This window comes from Microbulbifer maximicatervae (SeqCode) (genome assembly GCF_056231245.1).
The window spans coordinates 3,041,060-3,067,724 of the sequence record NZ_CP174334.1; the positions used below are offsets into that span (position 1 = coordinate 3,041,060).

General features: G+C 46.5%; 25 protein-coding genes. 18 read left to right on the forward strand and 7 right to left on the reverse strand.

Going from position 1 to position 26,665, the window contains the following annotated elements:
- Positions 1 to 69 precede the first annotated feature (69 nt).
- The 14 genes from ACJJIS_RS13095 (at position 70) to ACJJIS_RS13160 (ending at position 17,126) form a co-directional block, all read left to right on the forward strand.
- Entirely contained in the window at positions 70 to 855 is a 786-nt protein-coding gene (locus ACJJIS_RS13095; protein WP_444905716.1) for a PhzF family protein, read from the forward strand.
- A 483-nt stretch (positions 856 to 1,338) separates the two neighbouring features.
- Positions 1,339 to 1,947 carry a hypothetical protein gene (locus ACJJIS_RS13100; RefSeq protein ID WP_475708307.1) on the forward strand — a complete coding sequence of 203 codons (609 nt, stop codon included), beginning with the start codon at positions 1,339 to 1,341 and terminating at the stop codon, positions 1,945 to 1,947.
- A gap of 1,063 nt (positions 1,948 to 3,010) precedes the next feature.
- Positions 3,011 to 3,625 carry a bactofilin family protein gene (locus tag ACJJIS_RS13105; RefSeq protein WP_413665223.1) on the forward strand — a complete coding sequence of 205 codons (615 nt, stop codon included), beginning with the start codon at positions 3,011 to 3,013 and terminating at the stop codon, positions 3,623 to 3,625.
- 70 nt (positions 3,626 to 3,695) lie between these two features.
- Complete coding sequence (locus tag ACJJIS_RS13110) at positions 3,696 to 4,928, forward strand: class I SAM-dependent methyltransferase (RefSeq protein ID WP_444916133.1); 1,233 nt, start codon at positions 3,696 to 3,698, stop codon at positions 4,926 to 4,928.
- Positions 4,928 to 6,238, forward strand: coding sequence for a MotA/TolQ/ExbB proton channel family protein (locus ACJJIS_RS13115; RefSeq protein WP_444905720.1), 1,311 nt, complete (start codon positions 4,928 to 4,930; stop codon positions 6,236 to 6,238). Before ACJJIS_RS13110 ends, ACJJIS_RS13115 begins: the two co-directional genes overlap by 1 nt.
- The gene (locus tag ACJJIS_RS13120; RefSeq protein WP_413665220.1) at positions 6,231 to 6,932 is read left to right on the forward strand and encodes an OmpA/MotB family protein; all 702 of its coding nucleotides are present in this window, start codon (positions 6,231 to 6,233) and stop codon (positions 6,930 to 6,932) included. The genes ACJJIS_RS13115 and ACJJIS_RS13120 overlap by 8 nt, the downstream gene beginning before the upstream one ends.
- Complete coding sequence (locus ACJJIS_RS13125; protein ID WP_444905722.1) at positions 6,929 to 8,002, forward strand: hypothetical protein; 1,074 nt, start codon at positions 6,929 to 6,931, stop codon at positions 8,000 to 8,002. Before ACJJIS_RS13120 ends, ACJJIS_RS13125 begins: the two co-directional genes overlap by 4 nt.
- Positions 8,003 to 8,815: 813 nt before the next feature.
- The gene (locus ACJJIS_RS13130) at positions 8,816 to 9,541 is read left to right on the forward strand and encodes a hypothetical protein (RefSeq protein WP_444905723.1); all 726 of its coding nucleotides are present in this window, start codon (positions 8,816 to 8,818) and stop codon (positions 9,539 to 9,541) included.
- Positions 9,542 to 10,104: 563 nt separating this feature from the next.
- Positions 10,105 to 11,256, forward strand: coding sequence for a serine hydrolase domain-containing protein (locus ACJJIS_RS13135; RefSeq protein ID WP_445359925.1), 1,152 nt, complete (start codon positions 10,105 to 10,107; stop codon positions 11,254 to 11,256).
- A 542-nt stretch (positions 11,257 to 11,798) separates the two neighbouring features.
- Positions 11,799 to 12,251, forward strand: coding sequence for a hypothetical protein (locus ACJJIS_RS13140; RefSeq protein ID WP_445359926.1), 453 nt, complete (start codon positions 11,799 to 11,801; stop codon positions 12,249 to 12,251).
- Positions 12,252 to 12,434: 183 nt separating this feature from the next.
- Positions 12,435 to 13,034 carry a glutathione S-transferase N-terminal domain-containing protein gene (locus ACJJIS_RS13145; protein WP_475708308.1) on the forward strand — a complete coding sequence of 200 codons (600 nt, stop codon included), beginning with the start codon at positions 12,435 to 12,437 and terminating at the stop codon, positions 13,032 to 13,034.
- A 201-nt stretch (positions 13,035 to 13,235) separates the two neighbouring features.
- A complete protein-coding gene (locus tag ACJJIS_RS13150) occupies positions 13,236 to 14,642 on the forward strand; it encodes a hypothetical protein (RefSeq protein ID WP_475708309.1) in 1,407 nt (468 codons plus the stop codon).
- 205 nt (positions 14,643 to 14,847) lie between these two features.
- The gene (locus tag ACJJIS_RS13155) at positions 14,848 to 15,732 is read left to right on the forward strand and encodes an alpha/beta fold hydrolase (protein WP_444905727.1); all 885 of its coding nucleotides are present in this window, start codon (positions 14,848 to 14,850) and stop codon (positions 15,730 to 15,732) included.
- 338 nt (positions 15,733 to 16,070) lie between these two features.
- Complete coding sequence (locus ACJJIS_RS13160) at positions 16,071 to 17,126, forward strand: alpha/beta hydrolase (RefSeq protein ID WP_444932775.1); 1,056 nt, start codon at positions 16,071 to 16,073, stop codon at positions 17,124 to 17,126.
- 139 nt (positions 17,127 to 17,265) lie between these two features.
- Here ACJJIS_RS13160 and ACJJIS_RS13165 read toward each other — a convergent pair whose 3' ends face one another.
- Genes ACJJIS_RS13165 through ACJJIS_RS13180 form a run of 4 tightly spaced genes read right to left on the reverse strand, consistent with a single transcriptional unit; the run spans position 17,266 to position 19,343 of the window.
- The gene (locus ACJJIS_RS13165; protein WP_444932774.1) at positions 17,266 to 17,640 is read right to left on the reverse strand and encodes a hypothetical protein; all 375 of its coding nucleotides are present in this window, start codon (positions 17,638 to 17,640) and stop codon (positions 17,266 to 17,268) included.
- Positions 17,633 to 18,187 carry an RNA polymerase sigma factor gene (locus ACJJIS_RS13170; protein ID WP_282933383.1) on the reverse strand — a complete coding sequence of 185 codons (555 nt, stop codon included), beginning with the start codon at positions 18,185 to 18,187 and terminating at the stop codon, positions 17,633 to 17,635. The genes ACJJIS_RS13165 and ACJJIS_RS13170 overlap by 8 nt, the downstream gene beginning before the upstream one ends.
- 11 nt (positions 18,188 to 18,198) lie before the next feature.
- Positions 18,199 to 18,993 carry a DUF6249 domain-containing protein gene (locus ACJJIS_RS13175; RefSeq protein ID WP_444905729.1) on the reverse strand — a complete coding sequence of 265 codons (795 nt, stop codon included), beginning with the start codon at positions 18,991 to 18,993 and terminating at the stop codon, positions 18,199 to 18,201.
- A gap of 59 nt (positions 18,994 to 19,052) precedes the next feature.
- Positions 19,053 to 19,343, reverse strand: coding sequence for a hypothetical protein (locus ACJJIS_RS13180; protein ID WP_413665209.1), 291 nt, complete (start codon positions 19,341 to 19,343; stop codon positions 19,053 to 19,055).
- A 170-nt stretch (positions 19,344 to 19,513) separates the two neighbouring features.
- Here ACJJIS_RS13180 and ACJJIS_RS13185 point away from each other — a divergent pair, with 170 nt between their 5' ends.
- The 3 genes from ACJJIS_RS13185 to ACJJIS_RS13195 all read left to right on the forward strand — a co-directional run bounded on the left by ACJJIS_RS13185 (position 19,514) and on the right by ACJJIS_RS13195 (position 21,340).
- Positions 19,514 to 20,122: a DUF924 family protein gene (locus ACJJIS_RS13185; RefSeq protein WP_444905730.1), complete on the forward strand. Its 609-nt coding sequence runs from the start codon at positions 19,514 to 19,516 to the stop codon at positions 20,120 to 20,122.
- Entirely contained in the window at positions 20,122 to 20,739 is a 618-nt protein-coding gene (locus ACJJIS_RS13190; RefSeq protein ID WP_444905731.1) for a LysE family translocator, read from the forward strand. Before ACJJIS_RS13185 ends, ACJJIS_RS13190 begins: the two co-directional genes overlap by 1 nt.
- Before the next feature lie 301 nt (positions 20,740 to 21,040).
- Entirely contained in the window at positions 21,041 to 21,340 is a 300-nt protein-coding gene (locus tag ACJJIS_RS13195) for a YebG family protein (protein ID WP_444905732.1), read from the forward strand.
- An 84-nt stretch (positions 21,341 to 21,424) separates the two neighbouring features.
- Here ACJJIS_RS13195 and ACJJIS_RS13200 read toward each other — a convergent pair whose 3' ends face one another.
- From ACJJIS_RS13200 to ACJJIS_RS13210, 3 genes are all read right to left on the reverse strand, one after another.
- A complete protein-coding gene (locus ACJJIS_RS13200) occupies positions 21,425 to 21,820 on the reverse strand; it encodes an MAPEG family protein (RefSeq protein ID WP_444905734.1) in 396 nt (131 codons plus the stop codon).
- A 145-nt stretch (positions 21,821 to 21,965) separates the two neighbouring features.
- A complete protein-coding gene (locus ACJJIS_RS13205; protein ID WP_444912667.1) occupies positions 21,966 to 23,267 on the reverse strand; it encodes an amidohydrolase family protein in 1,302 nt (433 codons plus the stop codon).
- Positions 23,264 to 24,676 (reverse strand): amidohydrolase, encoded by a 1,413-nt coding sequence (locus ACJJIS_RS13210; RefSeq protein ID WP_444905736.1) that lies wholly within the window; start codon positions 24,674 to 24,676, stop codon positions 23,264 to 23,266. The genes ACJJIS_RS13205 and ACJJIS_RS13210 overlap by 4 nt, the downstream gene beginning before the upstream one ends.
- A gap of 312 nt (positions 24,677 to 24,988) precedes the next feature.
- Here ACJJIS_RS13210 and ACJJIS_RS13215 point away from each other — a divergent pair, with 312 nt between their 5' ends.
- The gene (locus ACJJIS_RS13215; RefSeq protein WP_475708310.1) at positions 24,989 to 26,620 is read left to right on the forward strand and encodes a hybrid sensor histidine kinase/response regulator; all 1,632 of its coding nucleotides are present in this window, start codon (positions 24,989 to 24,991) and stop codon (positions 26,618 to 26,620) included.
- The last annotated feature ends 45 nt before the right edge of the window (positions 26,621 to 26,665 follow it).

Consider the following 26,665-nt stretch of genomic DNA (forward strand, 5'->3'; position numbering starts at 1 on the left):
AAACAAGCCAACTATCACAATAATTTTATACTGCCCCAAAATAGCATCTATTACTCAAGGAAAAAACTAATGGAACTAGCAATTTATCAAGTAGATGCCTTTGCCTCCGAGGTATTTGAAGGTAATCCCGCTGCTGTATGCCCTCTTGATAACTGGCTTGCGGATGATACGCTGCAAAAGATAGCTGAGGAAAACAATCTCTCTGAAACCGCATTCTTTGTTAAAAATGAAGATTCCTTTTCTCTGAGATGGTTTACTCCTGAGGCAGAAGTAGATTTATGTGGCCACGCCACACTCGCAGCTGCCCACGTTCTATTTACTCATTTAAGATACTCAGGCCAAACCATCCAGTTTGATACAAAAAGCGGCCCACTGTTAGTCCAGAGATCGGGAGTTGTCTATAGCATGGACTTTCCGGCTAGCATTCCGGTATCCACAGAAGCACCTGGTGCTCTTATTGATGGCCTCGGCATCACTCCGCAAGAAGTTCTGTGTGCATATGATTATATAGCTGTGTTGGGTAGCGAAACCGATCTAAAATCTGTAAATCCAAATTTTATAAAACTCTCCCAGCTGGATAAACGAGGAGTTGTCATTACCGCTCCTGGGGCAAGTAACGATATTGATTTCGTTAGCCGATGCTTCTATCCAAAATTAAGGGTAAACGAAGACCCTGTGACAGGGTCAGCGCACTGTCAACTGGCACCATATTGGAGCCAACAATTTAAAAAGGATGTACTTTTAGCTAAGCAACTCTCCAAGCGGACTGGACTAATTCACTGCGAACTGCATAGTAACAGAGTCTCTCTCAAGGGAGGCGCTATAGATTATCTTCACGGTAGTATTAAGATTTAATGGCTTGGAACGTTAAATTTATATAAGGAGCCTCTAAATAAATCCGTGATGCTTCTGGCTCACAGAGATATTACGGAATTGTTCAGAAGCTCCATAAGTCATCTTGCTACATATTCTCATTGAAAGCTCTTTGGCTTTGCTTAGTGGTAACCTTCCCCCCCAAAAAGCTACTATCCGAACCTCCAGTTACAACCTGACTCAACTCCCTAGCTTTTTACTTATCTCAAAGTGAGAACTTAGAGCCTATAGATGTCTTCCCGACCCAGAATATGAATTCAGGGCAATAGTTAAAGATTGTGCGCCCCTTGTAGTACATCAGTGAATCACCTAACCTTCAAACACGCCCACCATTGACCGCAATTTGCACAGACAGCCTATTGTTTGGACAAAGTCATATAGCTGTCAGACAGGTGTCGCAAGAATATCGTAACCAATAAGGACTGCCCCCCTGAAAATGGAGCTCAATTTTCAGAGGACAGAAGTATGGAAGTGAAAGTTAACTCAAAGAAAATTATTAAACTGAGAACAACTAGGGCTTGGAGTCAACAACAACTAGTCGATGTTGCATCATTAAGCCTTAGAACCATTCAACGGATAGAAAAAAGTGGAAATGCCTCTCAAGATTCAATAAAAGCAATATCTTCAGCATTTTCACTGAAGCCCATAGATATAATCCTTCAGGAAAACCCAAAAATATCAATAGCCAAGCAGGGTAGAAAATATCTCACCGCAATATTGGCCCTGGGTACGACTTTGCTCTTGTATACCTCCTTATCGTCAGCTTCTCCAATAATGCTTAAGGTAGATGCCAGCACCAGAAACGAGAACCTGACCTCCGTCCGCCTCCTCAATAACGAAGGAGATGAAAGCGAAATCCAAATTGAAAACACACTTAGGTTCGAGGTATCTGCCGAACAAGTTTCTGAAAACCAAATTCGATTGCAGACAAAAATATATGAATTTGGGGCTTCTAGTGGTTATAAGCAGATAGCAAGTCCCATTCTGGTGACAGGGTTCAACCAAGCTGCAGAGGTAGAGTTTAAAACTTCAAACGGAACTCCGTTTAAAATCCAAATTACCCCTGAAATTTAGCCAGCCCAGCAAGGCTGGCACCCCTGCCAACGCCACCAAAAATATCTCTTGGGCCTACCTTTTTGTGGGTGGGACTGAGAGGTATGCAGTGAGTGATATATATCCTAGCAAAAACTGCCTGCAGCTCCACCCTGTGAAAACAGCCTTCCTGAAGACACCCAATAGTCATTGCAAATAAGTGCACACTTACATTTAGGATAGAATTTTGAAAGCGCAAGAATGCGAGGCTCAGACATTAATCCAAATGCCAACATAAACAATTCTTTACATAGGAATACATCGCATATTGCAACAATATTTTAATCCACAAATCATTAGCGGATTAAAAAACAGGAAACGACGATCATCACGACCAAAAGGTGCTACAAGTCACACTTTTAGCATGCAATCCGTGCTAAATTCAGCGCATTCAAGTCGAGGTCAGCTTGATTGATTGCCAGACCGAAAACGCTGGTAAGCTCGCTGTAGGTAGTATTCCAATCATATATTGTTTTGTGCCAATAGGCTCGATACCCATCAGCAGACAATTAGAAGTATGCCCTCCACAAAAGGAAGTAAATATTTACTTACAGGTCGAGCCTGAAGTAAATAGCGAGAATATAGCGATATCAACAGCAATCGCAAAAATCGATCGTAGCTTAAGGTCAGAAGAGCCTCTTCTTCACCTTGATGCAAGCACGAGAAAACGGGCATTGCAACTTTACGAGAGAGACGAAAACTGTAAAAGGACAAAGGAAGTCGTTCTTAAGGTATGTGCACAATAGGGAAAAGGCAGAGACAGGGATATTTTAGGTGACCAAAAGCACTGATAGTCTAATTTTCTTTTTTAGTAAAACACTCACAGCAAAGAAAAAAATTTGACATAAATGTAGGGCCGTTTGTTTTGATAGGTTTTATTCAGTATCAAAATAATCCGTACCCGCCATTAAAAAGTGCCTTATCACTTTTGAAAATTTTGATTTTCCGATTTGACAAAAACCCAACGTATCGACAACCCTGTAACCACGGTTATCGGTGCAATCGACGCAACAGCTGACTTTTCTAAACAGAGAGACTTATTTCTATGAGCACTGACAAAAGCAATGACTCCACACCATTTTTAGCAGGCATGAGCGCTGTTGAGCAGCAATCATCTCTTTCGGGCTCAGGCTCCAAGTCAGTGCTGGGTGAAGGTATTAACTTTCGTGGCGAGCTGATCGGCACCGAAGATCTGCACGTGGAAGGTACTGTTGATGGTACCGTGATCATGGTTGGTCACAATCTTTCTGTTGGAACTGGCGGTGCAGTTACTGCCAATATCCACGCAAAAAATATTGTTGTAGAAGGCACCTTGGATGGCGATGCCCTTGCCGATGAGTTGATCGAAATCCGCAACACCGCACAAGTTAATGGCAATCTGATTGCACCGAGAATCAAGCTGGACGACGGCGGTAAATTCCGTGGCTCCATGGATATGGTTGATACCGATTCCGAAATGAAAGAGCGCCACAAGGAGTTCTCTGATCGTCTGGTACACCCAGACCTGCCCGCAGCAGAAGAGAAGCCCGCAGCCCGTACTCGCGGCAGCTCTACCTACTCCTCCAGCACCACAAGCACGAGCGATTCCTCTCGCCTGTCCGACACCAGCGACTACCTCTTCGGCACTAAAGAGACCGAAGAAGAAGCTGAGGAAAGCTAGGAAACCTTCTTAGTTAATCCTCAATATGGGCCCCGGCTAATGCCGGGGCTTTAGTTTTGGTGTGGGAAATATGTTGCAGCATCATTCATTTGGTATTGCTGCTTTGGTGGATGAAGTCATTCAACCAGGTAGTAAAGTTTTAGATTTGGGATGCCTTTCGTTTGGCACCACACAGCCTTTATTGGAGCGCTCCTGCCAGACATTTATCGAAGATTTACGCAGTCTGCTATTGGATACTTCTGCCCTCGATAAAGAAGTCAGGGCCGTTAAGCTTTCTGAATATCTCACCAAAAAGCCCCAACGAATCAAGCTTGATGTGGTGCTCTGCTGGGATCTATTCAACTTTATGGAGCCTGAGCTTATTACCAAGCTCATTGAGGAAATCCGACCCCACTTAAAGCCGCGTACCATTTTCCATACAATGCTGTACACCGGCACTATGCCCAAGGGGCCCGCGGATTTTAAACGCCTTTCTGGCTTTACCTTCAATACAGAACCGCTCCACCTGGAAGAACCACTGCCCACCTATAGGTACTCATCCCTGAATTTAATGAAGACTATGGGCAACTTCTCCCTGCGCTCTTCCCTGCTACAAAGAGAGGGGATGCGTAAAGACCTTATCGAATTAATGTTTGAGTATGGCAATGTAAAATCGCCAACTTCAGTGATGGCCAGTGGATCATCAGCAGCGGTATCCGCTTTCCAAAAAAACCGCCTTACTAATATTTCGCTAACCGCTCTCGACACCGCCCTGACTCACGTCAAGCGCTCACCGGTCAGCAAAGTTCTGGATATTGGGCAAAAGGCTGGGAGAAATATGGAACACCTCCAAAGGGAGGTGGGCGAACTGTTTATTTCTGATTTTTACTCATCGCTCGCTTGGCAAATCAGCAGAAAAGTGCCATTTGAAGAAGCCGTTCAGGCCGCGTTGCGACAGGCAACCCTACCAAAGGATCTCAATTGCATCCTCCTCTGGGACCTTCTCAATTTCTTTTCCACCGAGCAAATACAATTGATCACTAAAGCCCTGCATCAATATCTCAGTGATGGTGGCGTGATGCACTTTTTGCTATTCAAACAAAACAAGCTTCCCGTCAACTGTGGTGTATTTGAAATTCAAAAGTCGGGCCAGGTTGGAACCTATATTCACGCTTCGGGTAGTAAGCAGCCCCAGCTCCGCACTATCACCGATGTTGTGAAATCTCTACCAGAGATGAAAGTACTCAGCCAGGGAACCGGGCGAATACCCAACGGACCTTTTTATCACGAAATAACAATGCAAAAAGTTGTAAAGGATAAATAATGACCCAGTTTTTCTATCACTGGTTAACCAAGTTGTCTGCGGAACAGGTTACCGACACCTTTCTTATGGTCATGCTTGCCATTGGTGCTATAGCCATAATCCTCTACCCTTTAGGCAAGTTTCCCCGCTTTGTAAAGGAAACGCCGTCACTACTGACTGCCCTCGGTATTTTAGGTACTTTTATCGGTATCATTATCGGTATCTATGGATTTGATCTAAACGATATTGACACCTCAATTTCAGAACTGATGCAAGGTCTGGAAACCGCCTTTATGACCAGTATCTTGGGACTCTTCCTATCCCTGATATTGCGAACTATTTTTCAAATATTCACTAAAGAACAAGCCCCTAAAGCGACAGCAGATGACATACTGCAGGCTATTAACGGTCAGCGCGAAGATCTGGCAAAATTCCAGCGACAGATTAGTGATGAAGTCCTACAGTCACTCACTGCGGTTGTAGAAAAGTTTAATAGCGGCCTGAATGCCCAGATGGGTGAGAACCTACAGCAGTTTACCCAGCAATTAGAGGCCGTATCCCCTGCCCTGCAGGCCCTAATAGATCAGCATCAGCAGCACGCAGAACTCGCAACTATTTACCGCGACCAAACTGCAACTCTTCTCAATGAAATTAATGGTGCTCAGGAAAACCTTCTGCTGTTACACCAGCGTATTACTGAGCTGCCAGAAATTTTCAACGTGATTCCGACCCTGGTAGAGCAGCAGCGCAATCACGCAGAGCAGATATCAATCATGCTGAATGAGCAACAAGCTTCTATTGAAGTTCTACAGCAATCGATCCCCGATATTGCGCCCAAGTTTGAAGCGCTCACCCGAGGAATTGACCAAGCTCAACAGCAACTGGGGGCCCAGGTTTCCAACCTGATCTCCCTGAGTAGGACCCAGGCGGAAGTATTCGACCAAAGAACCAGTAAGGTCGTAGCCCTGGCCGATGTGGTTACCAGTATGGACCCCAACCACTTCTCTAAAGCAATTCACGAGCAGGCTACCAGTCACCGGGAATCCATGGCCGAGCTAGCTCAGCTGATCGCCAAAACTCACAACCAGATGATTACCGAATTGTCACAAGTGATTACTCGCGATCTTAGTAATGCCGATGTCAGTATCAAGCGTCAATATGAACTTCTGGATGAACGTCTGCGCGATGAGGTAGAGAGTGTTATGGCAGCGATGGGCGATGCCCTTGGCACTTTAAGCGGTGAATTCTCCAGAGACTTCCGTCAGCTCATCCAGCAAATGAAGAGAGTCGATGCGCAAGCTCAGAGAGTCACTGGAGAGGCGCATGTTTGAAAGCACGCAAGCCAGTAGTGAGTCCAGCGATAGTCAATGGATTAGCCTATCGGACATGATGGCTGGCCTGATGATGGTATTTCTCTGTATTGCCGTCTTTGTAATGCGCTCTCTTATCGACGAACGCGCCAAGATCCGCGAACTCGCAGAGTCTTACCGGGACACCCAGTTGGCCATCTATCAAACTCTGCAACAGGAATTTGCCCACGACTTAACTCGTTGGGGAGCGTCTCTGGATAAGCAAACCCTGGCCATCTCCTTTAATAACAGTGATGCCTTATTTAAAACCGGTGATTTTACCCTGAGCGACAATGCCCGCGAGATTATGTCCTCCTTTGTACCTCGCTACATCGAAGCGCTCACGCCCTATATGGATTCCATTGCCGCAATCCAAATCGAAGGGCACACAAGTTCTGAATGGGGAGATCAATCCGCACCGGAAGCTGGTTATTTCCACAACCTGCGACTTTCCCAACAGCGCTCCCGAGCCGTAATGCAATATGCCCATTCATTACTGCCTTCGCAGCAAGCCGTCCTGGTACGGGCCAAGGTAGCAGCTGTCGGTTACTCCTCAGCTCGCCCAGTCTTGGATAAGAATGGGGTAGAAGATCCAGATCGTTCCCGCCGGGTAGCATTCAGGGTAGTTAGAGACTCTGAGAGCCATATCCTGCAAATCCTTGAGGAAGCTCTGTGAACCTCACAAAATTTCAACCCATTCAAAACCGTCAGGCTATCACAGCATTCCCAAGCGCCACACGAGCACTATCAGTACCTTATGTCATTAACGATGGGGATTCATTCTCAGCCGGCAAACGTCCGTTAGCACAGCGCTTATCTGAAATGCCTGATCGAAACAGCTTAGCCAAAGCCATCCGTACTGGAATGCAACTCGATTCAAGCGATCTGGACAGCGTACCTGTGGCTTGGCGCTACCGGGGTATACCGGTTTTTTTATTTGGCCTGGAACAAAACCCGGACTCTTTTGGTCAAGTTCATATTTACCCCAAGTGCCCAATAGTGAATAACTATAAGGGTCCGGTTTGGATAAGCAGTGACTATAGCGAAGCGCGAAAGGCATTTCCCCAGGATCAACTAAAGCCATGCCCTCACTGCTTACGTCACCTTTACAGCCACAATATTCCCGATGTTGTACACAAAGACCGTTTCGGCAATGTAACCAATATCGACTGGCTGACCTATACCCGATACTTTGCCAGCAATATTTTTAAAAGACACTCTCTCATCTGGAAAAATGGCGAACGCCCCCAAAAAGTTAGTTCTGTATTCACCCCTGAAAACCCGAAATATAACTGCTCTATCTGCCAATGCGATATCAAAGCCGGTGGATGGGCACTCAACCAAGAGCTTGCAGAAAGTAGCGGTCTCCCCAAAGAGATTTGCCTACTCTGTGCAGAGAGAAGGGCCCGTGCCGTTATACTCGCACCACCCCAAGCCTCACTAAGAGCCGCTACATTGCGCTACGAATCCCTGGCAAAGCAACTGGGTAGTGATCCTCAGGCCTCATGGATGATCGCAGAACAGGTAGTCCCCGCATCCTGGCTACCATTAATACAGAGACTCAAATCCCTAATGGGGCCACCCAAAGTCTTCCAAGTAATCGCGCCCAGGGTATTGGCCGTACTATGCTGGCCAAACCTCGGCCGCGCCATCCTTGCCGATGGCACCAAAGAGGCAAAGATACCAGCCAGTTACTCAGTTTGGAGAAAGGCTCAGATTGAGCGGGAATTAGGACTTTGCAACTAGATATATTAATGTGCTGCCTCCGGGCAGCTTATTTTTGTTACTTATCGGCCAAACTGGCAACTCTATTTCATCTTGTAACTCTCTACATCACTAGATCAACCCAGATTAAAATCTATTCTCTTCTACCCCACCGAGAATTAGCACCTCCTCAATTTATGGATCCAACAAAACCATTCCAAGAATCTCAAGACTTTTGACCAAAAGTGTGGTTACAAATAAGTCACAAAAAAAATTAAACTTTTTAGCTCGGAGTGCCGTAAGGGGATGCAGTATTAGGTAATCTGGTCACACTGCCCCTTCATTCTTTACACATGTAGAAGATTTTCTACTATAGATTACTTTTTTCCACAAAAGCTATCCCTATAAAAAAGAACCAATAGAAAACCAGAAAAAACACAATTAGCCAAAAATATCTATCACAGAAGAACCGATTTAAAAGACCAAAAAATCTACCCTAGAAATCATACTCGATACGACCATCTCTAAAATTGCCAATATTAATAAAAACCACACTACAGGATATTAAAAGGGAACCTACCTCACAAAGGATACAAACCCCAGAGCAATAAACACCCCGAAAGAAATAACTCACAAACTAAGACAAAATTTGGAAAGGTGTTGCATTTATTTCTTGAACCCAACTTTCATGAAGAGTAACTTGATTAGCAATACATGCATTACAAAAACTGAAATATGATAACTCCTGCTTTTGCAGTTGTGTCCAAGCCAAATAAAAAGGTTCTACTCGACGAGAAATACACCGAGCACATTCGACGCTAAACCAGTCGTCCTATAGTAAGATGGAGATATAAAATGCCAGTAAACAATATAACCCTGCAAGACGCAAAGGCTCGTGTTCGCGCCACATTGCAAGCCGGAGGGCTAGTGATTGTCCAAGAGCCGCATAATGATGTACCTCACGGTTTCTCCTTTGCAGCTGAAGCGATAGCTGATAATAGCGATCAGCCTCACTCATTGTTCGTCGAAGCACCGCATGAAATAAAAGCTGCAGGAACTCTCTCCGCTTACCCCAATAGGATAAAAGACTATTTCGCGGGTGGCGTAACTGACACTGAAACATCAGCGCTACTAATCAATATAGCTTCTCGGAAAAGTTGGGATATAGCCTGTGTGGATTCATGGAGAGGAAATGGAGAGTGGAAATCTTCAGAAAAACGTCAAAAGGGAATAGCAAGAAGAATTATTCACCACTTTAATATAGGCGGACGTCCAGGAGGAATAATCCCTATAGGTTCTGCGCATGTCACAGGGTTAAGAATGGGAAGAAACATGATTGGAGACCGACGTGTTGCTCGTACTATAAGCACTCTTTCAAACCAAATCCCCGATGATCAAGCCATTAACTATCAGGGTTACTGGGGGTTGGGAAGGTATATTGCCGGACGGAACTTACAAATGTATAAATTTACAGCTACCGGAGATTATTCCCATATCAGTGCACCGAATGTTTCTCGAGACCTACACATTCAGTTTGTTCCTCGCGACAGAATTTTTCGAGCTCGAAATCTTGCTATCTAGAAATCCCAAAAGCTCTTGCTTTTGTAATTTTTAACATGCATCTGATCCCAGATGATAAACTCAGCCATAATCCAAATTTTCATTTTCCGTCAGCAATCACCACCTACACGAATTGCTGACGGGCTTCTCTCACAATGACACCATTTCTAATAGATTATAAGTATAATCTTCCTAGGTCGCATACATTAAAGAATCAACTTCCAAAAGAAAGATTATCGAAAAAATACTGTTAGCATATATTCCAGTCAACACCCTAAAGTAAGGAAAGATCATTACTAAGGGATATCAAAGTCGACTTGAAATTAAACAAAGGATGTTCAGATCAATACGATTATCAGGTAGCTGTTATAACCTATAATTCTTCGAGCAGAAAGACCTCAAAAAACACCCTTCTCTAGCACTTACCTGAAAATAATTACGAACAATATTTAAAACAATCATTTGGCAACAATGTACCAAAACCCTTCATTGCATCGAAGCCTCAGAGTATACCAATCGACATAAAATATCTGTATAAACACAGATCCAGCACTTGCCTTTAAAATTCATTCGGGCTTATTAAAATGCATATAGGATATAATAAAACTTTACCAAGGATTCTCCTGGCAGTCACGCTTCTAACGTCACCCTTTATCGCACATGCCGAAGATTCGTTACAAGAGTTTCTCGAACAAATACTTACTAATGCCCGAGATAGCAACAACCTTCCAGCAATCGGTGTACTAGTTCAAATCGATGGCGAAATCGCTGCTATGGCGGTAGACGGAGTTCGCGCACAGAGCCATAATGAAATAGTAACTATCAATGACCGCTGGCACATAGGTTCTAACACCAAAGCGATTACAGCAACAATGGTAGCGCGCTTAGTCGAGCAGGGCATATTACAATTTGAGGATACACTAGCTGACTCATTTCCCTCTTTTGCAAAAGATATAGACCCCGCTTACCGTAATATTACGATCACACAATTGCTCAGTCATACTGCCGGCCTACCCCCTTTATCCAGCTGGTATGAGCTTCCTACATTAATGAAAGTAATCGAGCCGGAACACAGTATTCGAGCGCAACGCATGGCAGTCGCACGCCATTACCTCACTATACCTCCCAGCTCCGAGGCTGGCTCAGCTGAATATTCCAATCTCGGCTTTATCATTGCTGGGGCTATCGCCGAAGCTCGAACAGACAAGACTTGGGAAGATCTCATAAAGGAGCAGATCTTTGCTCCACTTGGTATCAAGAATGCAGGTTTTGCAGCTCCCGGCTCTTCGACCACATTAAATCAACCTCGTGGCCACAAAAAATCCTGGCTGGGCAAGCTCATCCCGCTAGACCCTGCCGACAAAAATAGTGATAATCCACAAGTAATGGGTCCCGCAGGAACTATCAATATATCACTCCAGGATTGGAATCTTTTTGTAGAAGATCAGCTCAATGGCGTACATGGTCGCGGTAAATTGCTAAAGACTGAAACCTATCGCAAGTTACATTCACCGGTGACAGGCAATTACGCTCTCGGGTGGGGCGCAGTGTACGACTCTGAGTTATCGCTTCTTGCACATACTGGCAGTAATGGATATTGGTTTACTGATGTGCGTATCATGCCCAAGCGTGACATAATCTTTCTAATTGCGATAAATGCGGGGCACAAGACTGCAGAAAAGTCGATGAAAGATATTCGCAAGCACCTTACAAAACGTTTGAAACCATTTGAGTGATTCACTGGAGCAAGCGGGCTTGATTGTTCAGGTCCGCAGCAGTTTCTCACTCTCTCCTCCTATAGACGCCCACATTTTGTGGAAAATAGCAGCCGCATTAAAGAAAATCGCCCACCTTTAAATATGTTAAAATAAACATTTCTGAAAATTAATTTTAAAAAACTACACCTCAGATCCTTAAATAGAATAAGCCAGAATAATTATCAACCCATACGGACACATAGTAAGACCCTATTAACAACTAGTGGGCCAGCTAAAATTTAGCAAACATCGAAATTCGATTCAAAAAGGATTTAACACCAACATATAGAGATATCTCCTTGTAAGCAATGGTGTGATTGGCCATTATTGAACTACCGCTGAGTAATAAGGCACAAGTAAGTAGCGGCCTGTGAATTGACCCTCCATATTCTGACTAGAATAGAAAAACCATCGAAATCAGACAGAAATACTATCATTACTGACGAAAACAGCTATTAATAATCTCTACCCTAGGCAATCAATGTTTTGCCTGGTATAACCTACAAAAATAGATAATACTCATGAAAAAACTGATTTTCTTTCTACTATTTTCTAGCTGTGCAAATGGAACATCTATAGAGCCTGCAACACTGGAACAGCTTCTAGAAAGCACCGATCACGTTTTACATGTTCTGGTTCAAAAGGTAGATATGATCACCTCAAGCGGAGAAATCACCTTTAATCCAGATGGGAGAACCAGTCCTTTATCAGGGAATAAGATTAGGCTCCATGTTAAATTAATGCCAAATGGTGTAATTAAAAGCAACCTTGATCATGTCCCCCCGGAATTTTACGTAGAACTTTGGGAAATGTGGCACTATCAACTCGGTAATATCCAAGGGTCATCATTAGGCGAAGAGTTTGTTTTTCTGCTGAGAGGTCCAGACTTAAACAAGGTATACCCCCGGTATTTTATGAGAAAAACAGATGAAAAACCTAACATTATTGAACTACTGAAGAAGCTATCTGACTAACTAATGCTACCTCTAAATTCACCCTTAAATTTTCAGTCAGCATGAAAGTCTCAGCATAATGTTTAAACACTAGATTCTGTATACTCTTTTCTAAATATCTCGAGGGGAGGCAACATATAGCTTCTCAGATACTCTTGAATACCCTGCCACTTTCTACAGCAACACCAAAAAGGAGTACATATTTTGAAATTAATCACAGGCACTGATTCCACCTGGTCCTTAAGAGTCTGGATATGCGCCCAAATCGCAGGCCTTGACATTGAGATCAAAGCCATAGACCTCTCCAGCCCTAACTACAAAAACGAAGTACTTAAATATTCCCAAGCTGGACTTGTACCTGTGTTGTTGCTTGAAGATACTTATATTCATGATTCACTGGCAATCGCTGAGTATTTTAATGAGCTCTCCAAAGGCATCTTGTACCCTTCATCAAATATTGAGCGAGCACAATCAAGAAGCCTATGTGCTGAACTTCACTCCGGTTTCATCGCCTTAAGAAGCAACTGCCCTTTCACTCTAGATAAAAGCAACTCCTCCCCGGATATGAACCCTGGAATTCAGGCTGAGTTAAAAAGGATTGAAGATATTTTCTCGAAAGCAAAACTGCCCTTCATGTTCGGCTCTGCTGGGGCTGTAGACGCATTTTACGCAATACTCGCTTATAGACTATATGTTTATAATATCTCATTAAGCGAGAAAGCTACCAAATACCAGCAAAGTCTGTTGGAATGGCCAATCTTACAGCAAGCAATTGACCTGGCTGCAGAGTGGAGAAACCCATAATTAAAGCTGTCGCCAAATGTCGCTTTGGAACTTTCTTATCAACTCATCGATTACAAGGTTGGCTGTAGCCAGCCTTGTAGTTACAACAGCATCAACACGGCGAAAATTTGTAAGTTATTTACCTAATTTGCCATAATCACCAATAAGGAAATCAATCTTAAAGGGCCTCGGATAAGATACATGCCTATATCCAGCCTGCACTTGAGTACTGAGCAAGCAAGAAGCGCCACATCTCAAACTACTTGGCTAGCCATTATCAGCCTCTTCTTAGGCGCAGCCTGTATTCAGTTAGTTATCACGCGCTTTTTTAATGGGCAAATGGCACCGGATGTCTTCGCAAGCTTGTTACATCAGCTTGTACAGACTAAGGGCACACCTTCACTTGTCAAATCACTGGTCAGCTACCTTATCCCCTACTCAGTTTTTGTAACCTATACACTCCACCTGGCACTATTGCTTGCTGGAACCCTCTTGATATTGCGTGTTTTTATTGTTTTGGGCGCGACACTCATGTTTTTTGGTTTTATCTTGCTGTGGGGATTGACTTACATGGGAGAAAACAGCTGGTACTTCGAGTTTTTGTCACCTGCGCTATTTGCCTTAATCTTGGCAGTTAGCATTTACAAGCTCCATAAAGAATCTCAATACAATTTTCGTTCTCGGCTTTTAGGCGCGGTGATAGCACCGAGAGTAAGCCTATTAACCTGGAGTTGTTCGATTGTTGTAGCATCAGCTCTCTTATTTGGGGTCTTTGCTATGTCACGCAATGGTGGCGATTACGTATTCACTGTAAGCGCCCTATCCAGTATTACCATTGCCGTTTTATCAATAGCTTCAAAGTATTTAGACAAGTATCGAAATACTCCCCCCAAGCAGGATTCAACTCCGATAGTAGGGCGCTGGATTGATCTATTTACCCTCACCATCGGGGTAATGTTAGTCTTTCAGGTTTTTGAGGATGGGCTATTAAATTGGTTTACTGTAGAAGGGTACCGAGGTCTCATTAACTCCTATGTCGAATACGGGAATACACCGTATTGGTATCGGGGAGCCTTGTCCTGGGTAGCGGACCACGCCGAGATCTTTATGCCAATCCAGAGAATATTCGAGACCTTTGCTGCAATTTGTATGGTGATTTTAGTATTTCGATTTCCAGTTGTACTGCTGACGACCGGTCTCTTTGCCATTCTCTCTTTTACAGAATTTGGAGTTACGAATGCTTGGCCTCCGGCTCCAGGCAAACCTCCCGCCTGGGTATTTGAACTACTGCTTACGACATTGGTTAGCTTTACCTGCGGTCTCTATTACTTACTAGATGCTATTGCGCACAAATCCTGGAAGCATTGGATATTGGGTCCCAAAATATTTGACTCAGTGTCAGATTTCAATAAGTGTTTTTTATTTATTTTCTTACTTATTATCGAAATAATTATATTTTCCAGCGCGCCCATACAAGAGGAGACCAAATTCATTGCACTACACTTCTCTGTACTGTCACTTATTCCTTTATTCTTCATTATGATAATTCTGGATAAATACCGAGCAGTCACACCCAATATAGATTTTTATACCAATCCAAATGGGAAAAATCATAACCAACTACCCTAAGCTCCCACCTACTTTGGCTTTAAGCAATCAATCCTATAAAACGGACGTTTGTGCAATTTATATGGTCGGCAATATTGCAGCAGCAACTAATAGCAGTAATTCCACGGTACAATGTGGACCTAAGCGAATATTGGTAGCCGAAGCCACTTCGCCTACGAACTTCCTCTGATAACGTTATAGAAATTTTATTGGGTTAATTTGCGTCATGAAGACTCTTCATCTGGTAATTTTATTTAGCATCCTGTCTATTTTTTCTACTTATGTGGCAGCAGAGAGAATCAAGATCGACAACTCTCTCACTATCCACTACGAACAAGCGGGTAACGGCGATACGACAATCATCTTTATTCCCGGCTGGATGATGTCTACAAAGGTTTTCGAGCATCAACTTGCCCATTTCAAGGACTCCACCAAGTATCGCGCACTAGCTTATGATCCCCGCGGCCAGGGCATGTCATCCAAGCCTGTTGAGGGCCATACTTATCAGCAACACGCTCGAGACTTAGCTGCACTGATTGACAAGCTGGGGCTTAATAGCGTGATTCTCGCGGGTTGGTCCTACGGAGTGACCGAGCAACTGGCCTATCTCAACCAGTTCGGCACTGACAAGATAAAAGCCATGATTATGATCGACACTGGCCCGGATATTTCTGGGGCCAGCCGGGACGAGTGGGTCTGGTATCTGAATGATGATTCAGACGGATACTCGCGCTCATTCACTGAGGGGGTTATTGAGGACCGCGAAAATGTGATTGCAGAGTTCGCCAAATGGATGCTTGAGAATCCCACTACAGAAAATATTGCCTGGATATCTAATATCGCCAATCAAACCTCTAGCAGCGTCGCCGCAATTACCAACGCTACTGGTTTTTACCTCGACTACAGCAAAGACCTTATCGGCCTTGAAGGGAAGATCCCTATGCTATATGTGGTGCGAAATGAAGTTAAGGAAGTGGCTGAAAAATGGATCAAAGCTAATACCCCTTCCGCCACTACCGCTTATATGGGAAAGCATATGATGTTTTGGGAGAGACCCGATGAATTCAATGCAGTGGTCGATCAATTTCTGGAGAATATAGAAACTAAGTAGCTTTTACTATTTTGTTAAACTTAGGGCAGACCGACTTCAGCCTGTCCTAAGCTTTAAGTCTGCAGGCCCTACTTCTTCGACTTACCCCCGCTCAACAAGGCATATCTCCTAGTCAAGGCACTTGACATCTAAAGGGTCAATAAATAGATTTAAGTCATATAACAATAAATTGTTAACTTCTTCCGACACAAACATCGGCGCACGTCGACACGAGTACCCTCTACTGAAAATACCTGATAATTAGGCAAAATCAGCTTTCTTCAGCCAGTTTTAGCTGGTTAATTTAACCCGAACTTTAGTGCTACACCCTAAAATAATACCTACATGGAGAGTGGAAAATGAGAGTTCTATTTTTAGCCTTGATAAGTGTTTGTTCGCTGATAGCAAATGCTTCAGATTTTATTCTCGCACAAAAGACGGAAATCAAATCAGATTTTCTTGGTGAAAACCGAACCATCTTGGTGAAACTTCCCGAACAATATAAGGATAATGACAAAGAATATCCTGTGCTCTACGTATTACATGCTCAGTGGGACATGCTTTCTACTTTGTCTACTGTCGATTTACTTGAAGGCCAAGTGCCCAATTTTATCGTGATTGGTGTAGAGGGAATGGGCAAGGAGTTGCGCCCGGATCAAGGTAAATCGACAGCATTTTCTCAGTTCCTAGCGAACGAAGTTGTGTCCTATGTCAATAAAAACTATCGAGCCGCAGATTTTAGTATTTTGTCTGGGCACTCCAACTCTGGCCGCTTCGTACTGGACTACTGGCTAAACGACAAAGCACCATTTTCACAGTACTTTGCTTTTAGCCCGTCATTAGAGGATAAATATATAACCGGGCGAGTTTCCAATTTAGCACCTAAACAACTCAAAGAGCTTTCCCCGCTGACCGTGACCATCGCTAACGAGGGGGATCATATGCAAGTCCCATTTGACGAATTGAGCCAAGCTCTCGCAAATGTACCGGGCGCAACCTTTACCTTCCAGAAATTCCCAGAGCAATCCCACAGAACGACTAAACATCACTCTATGCAATTTTCCCTTCAACACACCTTTACAGGGTGGGAACCTACTTACGAACTTAAAGTAAGTGGGTTTGATGGACTGACTAATCACTACCGTAATTTATCCGATAAATTTGGCTTCAAAGTAGTTATTCCCACCAATACCCTGCAGCGCTTGATGGCCCACCATGCCATTTCCGACTCTGAAAACGCAGCTAGCGAATTAAAACTCCATATCGCATACACCATTAAAGAAATTTCGGGCGGGGCCGATGCCACAGTCGAAACAGCAGACTACCTGCTGAACAATGGCTATGAAGAGGCGGGGAAAACCATATTGAAAGAGATGTGCAACCAGGCTGAAGAGCACGCTCGCTGCAAAGGCTGACAAAATCTACTCGAAGGCCAGACACAATCTTAATGTGAAGCGAGCCCACTAAAACTTTAAGGAAAGCTTGCAAAGTAAAAAAGGAAGCTGCCCGCCCTATCATGATTTAGGCGCGGGCTTCTATAAAGGCAGGCTCTCGTTAGCGGCGTGCGGCGAAAATGCCAGCGGTCATTACCGCTAAAGAAGATAAAAGTCCAACACCTACCAAGCTATACAAGCTAATGGATTGCTTGGCCATCTCGGCAACTACCTCACTGAAAGGGAACTGCCAGGCAATGATCCCTAAGGCAGCTGCTACCGCGATGTACTGAGAATAACTGGAACGACGCTTTGAGCGATTAGGCTGCGCAGGGAGCGCGGCCATCACGCGGTCACAAAAACCATCGTTATCCAAATGGGGCTCATTGAACTGGAGCTGTTCACTTAGCCAGGCGTCAAACTCCCGGTCGTTGCCCTCTAAAGCCATTTCACTCAAGGCGTTACCTTTCGTGTTGCGCTGTTCAAAGTTAACCATTTACCACCTCCTCACGCCAGGGCTGTAGCAAGCTACGCAGCTTGGCCCGAGCACGGTTGACATGGGATTTTACCGTACCAAGCGGCAATTTCATAATACTTGCCGCCTCCTCATGAGAAAAGCCCCTGTGCATACACAGATGGATTGCTTGCCGTTGCGGGCCACTCAGTGTATCCATCGCGGCAGTGAGGTCCCTAGCCATCCCTAACTGCCGGGATTCTTCAATAGCCTCATCGGCCTGAGCCCTATCCACTGCCTCTTGATCCACATCGGGCATATTCTTACGCTTGTGGCTCATGACGAGATTATAGGCGATACGGTACAGCCAGGTGCTGAAGCGGGCATCCCCCCTGAACGCCGGCAACGCCTTATAGGCCTTAATAAAGGCCTCCTGCGCCATATCGTCTGCCAGACCCTGGTCACCATCACACAGCTGTCGGAGCGAGTATCGCAGCTGAGATTGATAGCGACGAACCAGCTGGGCGTATGCCCGCTGGTCCCCGTCTTTGACGGCCCGCCTGATTAATTCCTCGTCATTGAGGTCCATACTCGCCTTTCCTACACCTGCTTGTTATCAAGCTTCCAGTTCACATAGCGAGCCACACCGATAAACAGAGGGATCAAGCCGAGACTGCCTACTCCAATACCCGCAAGGGCTGAGAGTGAGATGAATACTGCAGCGCCTATTGCGATCAGAGTGATACCGCGATCACTGGAGCTATTTGGCTCTCTCTCATCCAAAAGATCAATTAGCTCCGGGGGCACATCCCGACCATCAGCAACCATCTGGTTGATATTACTCATAACCAGTTGTTTCTTGCGATAGCTGCTGCGCGTTACCAACCAGACAATAAACACTGGCATGCCAAATACACAGAGCAGCGCTACTATTGGGATTACAGATGAGTCGTCACTTCCAGAGTGGTGTGAGTCATGGTGATCCCAGTGCCTACCCCGGTAGTCACGACTTTCCGATAACCTGATTCTGACATTGTCCGGTACGCTATTCAGGGTATCTTCGGTAACCTTTCCGTCTACATCCAGAATGCCCTTGCTTTTCAGCCGTTCGATAATTTCCTGGCTTAGGGGGCCGCCAAAGTCCTGCCCCAAGTCAACCCGAACTTCACTTTTCTCACCATTCTCGCCTTCGGATTTGATCGTGAGAACACCATCTTCACGCAATATACGGACGCGGGTTTCAGATTCGGAGGCCTCCACACCTGGCGGCGGCGGGGGCTCAGGGACAAATGAGTCCTCCTCCTGGGCCCAGCTGCCCATGCTTATGCTGGATGCCGCAATGGCCACCCAACAGCAGATGACTGCCTGGAATGATTGTTTGTTTCTCGCTCTCATTACTTACTCTCTAATCATTTTCGTTATCAGTGGTGTGAACCGTCATTGGGGGGGGTGACCTACATCACCATCATTCGAGCCTTGGAGTAGGGGTAAGCCATTCCTCCTCGGGGCTCTTTTTCCTCAGCAATACGCACTGGAGGTAGCCGGTTAACTTCCTCACTCTTATCAGTGCACTCACCAAGCTTTTTAAGTATTTGCTGATCAATTTTCTGGGTGAGCTCTCGGTGAATCCCATCCTGGGAAAGCGTCAGCTCGGAGGCATTAACCTGACCCACTTGCAGAGCCGCAACTACCAGAGATAGCGCGACGCAAAATTGTACCTTTTTAGTTGATCTCGCAGTAAACATTGTGATCTCCCGATTTTCCCTTGTACGCCACTATGACGATTCGGGTAGCCCAGTTGGATGCAGCTGTATAATTTTTTTTACGCCAACACTTGGAACCACCTTCTAATGGTCATCACTGGGCTGGAACGATCGGATAAACTCGGAACACAAAACGGAATGAGAACTTCGATATGACAACCCCTAATGATGTCCTGGTTTTTTGGTTTGGCAGCACTGATATTCGTGGCAACTCTATTGCAGCGGAGAAGCAGGGTTTATGGTTTGCCGCTACTCCGGAAGTGGACGCCGACATCAAGGCAAGATTTGGAGCTATTGCCGAGTCAGCGCAGCGTGGAGAGCTGGACCGTTGGCAGCAAACTTTGAAAGGCGAACTCGCCTTGCTACTGGTTTGTGACCAATTATCCAGAAACATTTACCGGGGCACCCGCCAGGCATTCGCTGCAGACTCCCAGGCTCTGGCAATTACGATGTCACTGATTCAGCGCGGAGAGGCCCCGAATCTTGGGCTCTACCAGCAGGTATTCTTGGGCATGCCGCTAGAGCACAGCGAAGACCTCGTGACCCAGCAACACTCGGTAGACTACTTTCGACAGTTGCAGCAAACCTTCGCAGAAGACAAAATTGCCTCGCCCTATCTCGACACTCATTATCGATACGCCCTTGCCCATCAAGAGGTCATCGAGCGATTTGGGCGCTTCCCTCACCGCAATGCGGCTTTGGGTCGCACTTCCACTCAAGCAGAAAAAGAATGGCTGGCTCAAGGGGGCGGCTTTAAATAATGGACTTACTCAGTTGGTTATCTCTCGCGGGGATCTGTGCCCTCGGCGCTATGTCTCCGGGACCAAGTCTTCTTATCGTCTTACGCAGCGCCTCCTCAGGCTTACAGCAAGGCCTGGCCAGTGCTATTGCTCACGGAGCCGGGGTCGCTATATACGCAATTCTTACCGCATTTGGCTTGGCGGTATTGATCACTAGCTCTCCTCTTCTATTTAATATTCTGCAGTGGGCCGGTGCAGCAATGCTGGTCTACCTGGGCTGGAAAGCCCTCAGTGCGCCCGCACCGGGTACCAGTACTGCAACCGCACAACCTCCACACCAGAGCCTGAAGCGCTCTATCGCTCAAGGTTTTGGTGTTGCCTTCTTCAACCCCAAGATCGCCGTATTTTTCACCGCCCTATTCAGCCAGTTTGTGTCAGAACAACAGGCCCTGAGCACCAAGCTGGGCATGGCGGCGCTGGTTTCAGGAGTGGATGCAGTTTGGTACTGCATCGTTGCCCTGGCGGTTCATGCCAGCCGTAAACGCCAGCTGGTCAGCAAGCATATTGGCCATCGCATCCAACAGGTTTTCGGGATCTTACTGATAGGACTGGCTGCCCGGCTGATCCTTAGCATCTAAAGCCACAGGCCTGCAGAAACCTTCACTACCTCAGTTTCACCTCACCCAAATAAAAAACAGGCCCGCAAGCGGGCCTGTTAAATGATGTGAAGACAGCCAGTCGCCCCGGGGGGAATGCGTCTGGCTGTAGGCACATTATGACAGTGTTCACGCTTAATGGCGGACCAATCATCGCACCTGCTGGTCTTTTGACCGCATAGGGCCCTTTCTTCACCGCATCGTTGACACTGAATATTTATACAGTTAGGGTAGCGACATACAAACTAAGTGGACAGTCTAATAGACGATTGGGAGGCACACGATGGCCGTAGTAGCTGTTTGGAAATGCGATAGAGACGGAGCAATGTTCGACAACAAAAAAGACGCTGAAGAACACGATAAGATGCTGGAGCTCGCAGCTAATATCACGTCGCTGATTGAGCGCCACATCGACAGCATTGATGAGCAAGTGGGCGAAGAGATCGGCCTGCTGTTGGCCAAACGCCGCGATGCCCTGGCTAAAGCCTGTAAAGGGAAGCCTGAAGTACTACTCGAAGAAGACGAAAGCATGGTGCAGGAGAGCGAAGATGATCGCGTAACTCCGCTCGCCGCCAATCAGTAAACGCTTATAGATTCATCCCTGTACTCTGCCCGGTTCTACCGGGCTTTTTTGCGTGGGGCTCATACTGAGCCTCACCAATAAACTTCAAAGATTAATTACGGCATTAACAATGTTAATGACCGCTAACACAACGATAACGACCCAGCTGATTAAAGTTCCCCAGAAGCGCCCAAAGTGCAGCCCGCCTTTGCCCTTGGTCAGTCCATAGGCATGAAATACCCGTGAGATAAAAAAGAACGCCCCAAAGAGGTGTAACCACAGTGCAGGCAAACCACCCAACTCTGCAGCCAGCAACAGAAGCAACGCTATCGGAGTGTACTCAATCGCATTAGCGTGAACTCGCACCCTAATCTCATTGAAACGATCGTCTCCGGTTCCAATTCCCACTTTCTTTGTGCGACGAAACTCGACTACCCTGAATGCCAAGTAAATAATCAGAAGCGCACAAAGGCCGGTGTAGAGTGCTGTGATATTCGCCATGTTTTTTCCTTGTTCTTATCAATCTGGCCAGGGAATATATCCTCGAAAGCAAGTATTCCGCCACACAAATTCTGCACAAGCCGATGGACCTTTCAGACCAATAAGCAGAAAAAGAAAAGCGGGCTAGAAGCCCGCTCTTTGCATACTAGTGCTTGTAACCAAATTCATGGCCCTTTGCGGGCTTGAGGTGTCGATCTCTGAGGCGCGTTGAGCGATTCACCAGGGATTGATTCTCACCCTCAATCAGGATCTGCTCAGCGTAGCTGGTAACTTCCAGGGGATCACCGCTCCAGATCACAATATCCGCAACCGCGCCCTTCTCCAACGTACCGCCCTCAAGGTTAAAAATCTCAGCAACATTGCTACTGATTGCCTTTAGCGCTTCCTCATAAGGCATACCATGGGCTACAGCGTTGCCCGCCGATTGGCGCGAGAGGTAAACGTTGTGGCTAGCCACCATATCTGGGCCACTGATAGCTACCGTCACCCCAGCCTTGGCCAGAAGTGCAGCATTATCCAGGCGTGCGCCCAAACTTGAGAATGATGCTGGAATGTTGTTGATTGCATCGATCACTACAGGCACTTGTGCTTGCGCCAGTTTATCGGCAACCATCCAGCCCTCAGCTGCACCGATTATAATGAGCTTCACCTTAAAGGTTTCACCCAGTTCTAATACTGCGAGGATATCACTGGCCCGGTTGGCAGTTACCATCAAAGGCTCCTTACCATCGATCACCGGCTGCAGAGCTTGCAGATCTGCCAGATCGTAATCCAGCTCTCGCCATTCTCCACGGTGGATCGCTGCACGATTATCACGATACTCCTGAGCTTCACGCAGAGCACTCTCCACCTTGGCATAAGCGTTGGCACGGCTACCACCGGCCAGCTCGCCACCGGACTCTCCCAGATAAGCTTTTTGCGCAACATTCTTTGCTTCGACGCTATCAAATTCACCATTCAACTTGATGGCAAAACTGCGCCCTGCAAATATCCGCTGAGCATCGATAGCACCGCTGTCCCAAGTGCTGATTCCCGGTGAAACAACAGCACTGGTGACTCCACCCGCCCGGTTGAATGGGATCAGGGTGGACTTAGGGTTGTAAGCAGGTACCGGATTGAAGGCACTACCGATACTGTCACCGGTCACCTGGTGATCATTGGTGGCGCTGGCCGCACTGATCTCGACCAACCCCAGTTCAGAAATGGGCGCTATCACACCGGGCGTCACCACCTTGTTGCGCGCATCAATTACCTGATCTGCATTCACCTCCAGTGAGGGGGCTACCTGCTGGACCTTGCCATCCACAACCAGAATATCTGCGGACTCCAGGCTGCCCTGTCCCGCCAAGGTGTGTACCTTGCCACCCTTGATCAGGATGGTCTCTGCCTGGCCAGCGGCTGACATCAACCCCAGGGCCAGCGCACAATAAACAGCTACTTTTCTCACAGTCGCTCTCCCTCTGCATCGAGAATACCCAACTCGAAATCGGTGCGTGGCTGACGTTTCTTGTCCGCACGATCGAACATCAATTCCCCATCGATGAAAACTTGATCTACATGGGTGTAAACACTGAAGGGGCTGCCGGACCAAACAACGATATCCGCCATCTTGCCGCTCTCAAGGCTGCCAGTTTGATCGGCAATACCCAGAGCCTTGGCGGGGTTCAAGGTCATCCAAACCACTGCATCCTTTGGCTGAATATCGAAGCCCGCACGCTGTCCTGCAGTCATTGCCTTCGCGGTCTCCTCGTGCAAATGCTGTACGCCAACACCGGAGTCCGAGTGAATCATTGCGCAGGCTTTGGCTTGATCCACAATGGCGATATTGGCCTCGGTCATATCGTAGGCCTCATGCTTAAAGCCCCACCAATCAGCCCACATTGCCGCACAAACATTGTTTTCAGCCAGCAGGTCAGCAACCTTGTAAGCTTCCACTGCGTGGTGGAAAGTGGAAATTTTGAAATCAAACTCCTTGGCAACGTCCATCATTACCGCCATTTCCTCGCCGCGGTAGCAATGGTTATGAACGAGAATATCTCCATTGAGTACGCCCGCCAGAGTTTCCATCTGCAGGTCGCGCTTGGGCTCATCCCCTCCGTTCTCAACGTAATCCTCCCACTCCTGCTTGTAGGCACTCGCCTTAATCCAAGCATCGCGATAACCGGCGACGTTACCCATTCGAGTTGAGGGAGAGCTACCTTTACCACCGTAAACCCGCTTGGGGTTTTCACCACAGGCCATTTTCAAGCCGTAGGGAGCACCGGGGAATTTCATATCCTGAACACTGCGGCCGGGTACATTTTTCAGGGTGACACTGCGGCCGCCAAACAAGTTGGCCGAACCCGGCAGGATTTGCAGGGTTGTTACACCTCCGGCAAGAGCTAAGGGAAACTGGGGATCTTGGGTCCAGACAGAGTGCTCCGACCAAACCTGGGCAGTGTTTGGCGAGGTCATCTCATTGCCATCCTGGGCAGATTCAATCCCCGGAGCTGGATAATCACCCAGATGAGAATGCACATCGATAATGCCAGGAGTGACCCACTTACCTTTGCCATCGACAATCAAGGCACCTTCAGGGGCCAGTAACCCCTTACCGATCTCCTTGATCTTGCCATTTTCAAACAACAGGTCCGCATTTTCTTGCTGCTCCCCTGTACCGGTTAGCAGGGTAGCTCCCTGAATCAACACAGGGCGGGACTGGGTTACAGAATAAGTGGAAGGGAAGGCGTCCACACGAGCGAAGTCGAGAGATCTCGGCTCACTGTCAACACGCTTCTCACCGCATGCGGACAGCAGTAGCGAGGCACTTAACAGAGCCGCGATACTGCGCCCGAGAAATCGGGGTTGCAGCTGCATAGTCATTCATCCAATCGTTTTGAATATGGCGGTGAATGCTACCAGTTTGTGCTGACAGCGCCACTATCCAAATTGTCACAAACGACTGTTTAGAGATATGCATCTCCCAATCCAAGGGGCCATAACAGAGCCTGAGAGTTCCCCCAGTACCACCAAAGCACACTTGATAACAATACGAACTAAAAATAACAGCCAGTCAGCAAAGAATGTCTACACGGTCAAAATACGCCGCCCCAGCTATATACTTTTGTACGTCTTCATGGTGGAATTTCTGGCGGAAAAACAGGCAGCCGCACTCAGGAGGAGAAATAGGTGATCAAGAAAAGCAATATGCCCATTTTTCCCCTTTCACCATCTACAGCTACCACCTCGGATAGAGACTCAACCCAGGTCTATGAGGCCTTACGCAAAAGTGAGGAGCGCTACCGGGAGCTGGTGGAGCATGCAAACTCGATCATAATGCGATGCGATCAACACGGCCGTATCACATCCTTTAACGAGTACGCTCAACAATTATTTGGCTATACCGAAGCCGAGATTATTGGCAGGCACTTAATTGGTACGATTGTTCCCGCCAGCGAAACGAGCGGCCGTGACCTGCGGCAATTGATAGACCGTATTTGCCAGTTCCCAGAGGAACACCGTTACAATATTAATGAAAACATTACAAAGTGCGGGAAGCGAGTATGGATCGCCTGGACCAATAAAATTATCTCAGATGAGAAGGGAGATCCCGCGGGAATTCTCAGTATTGGTTCGGATATTACTAAGCAGCGGTTGCTGGAGGAAGAGCTTCGACAAGCTCAAAAAATGCAAGCTATCGGTGAGCTTGCCGGCGGTATTGCCCACGACTTCAACAATATGATTCATGGAATCAATGGCTATGCTGAAGTTATTCGACAAATTTCCACCGATGCCAGAATCAACGAGTATACCAACCATATACTGACTACTGCCCGCCATGCCGCAGAGCTGACCAAACAGCTACTCACTTTTGCCCGCAAGGGAAATTATCAACTTAAGAGCTGCAATACCCACGAAATCATTCGCGATGTTTGTGCAATGCTAACCCGCACTATTGATCGAAGAATCGAGATTGATCAGCAATTAGATGCAAATCGTCCACATATTGTGGGCGACCCTGCTCAACTCAAGAGCGCTTTGCTAAATATCGGAATCAATGCCAAGGATGCTATGCCCTCTGGTGGCTCCCTGAGCTTTGTCACAGCTAATATCACCATAGAAAAATCGGCTTCTATCGCCGATTTTGAGATCCAGCCAGGCCAGTACCTATTAATAACGATTACCGATAATGGCACTGGCATGTCTGACGAAGTGCGACGCCGTATTTTTGAACCATTTTTCACTACCAAGGAAAGTGGACGTGGTGCTGGGCTGGGCCTTGCCGCAGTGCACGGCACCATTCATTTACATAAGGGCGCTATACAGTGTCAGAGCCGTGAGGGAATTGGCAGCAGCTTTAAGCTATACCTGCCAATTTCTAAGCCCCCAATCAAAAAGAGAACTTACCAGGCCAAGAAACTAGCTCGCGAGCGCAAATTGCGCATTATGGTTGTCGACGATGAGGCAATTGTCCGCACCTACTCTAAAGCCCTGTTCGAAATGAACGGCCATAGCGTCGTTACCTTTGCGACAGCAGAGCAAGCAATAACTTACTATCGAAAATATAGTGATGAAGTAGATTTGGTCCTGCTGGACATGATTATGCCCGGCATGGATGGGCAAGAATTATTCGCTTTTCTAAAACGGATTAACCCCGAAGTGAAGGCTATTCTCTCCACCGGTTACAGCGTGGATAGTAAAGTTCAGGAAGTAATTTCTGACGGGGTACTGGATTGCATCCAGAAACCATTTACATTTGAGCATCTCAGTAAAAAGATCGAAGAGATGATTGCCAGCGGAAAAATAACTTTACCCAGGTAACAAAATAATTCTACCTAAATCGCCGCAGCCGGCCTAGCTGACAGC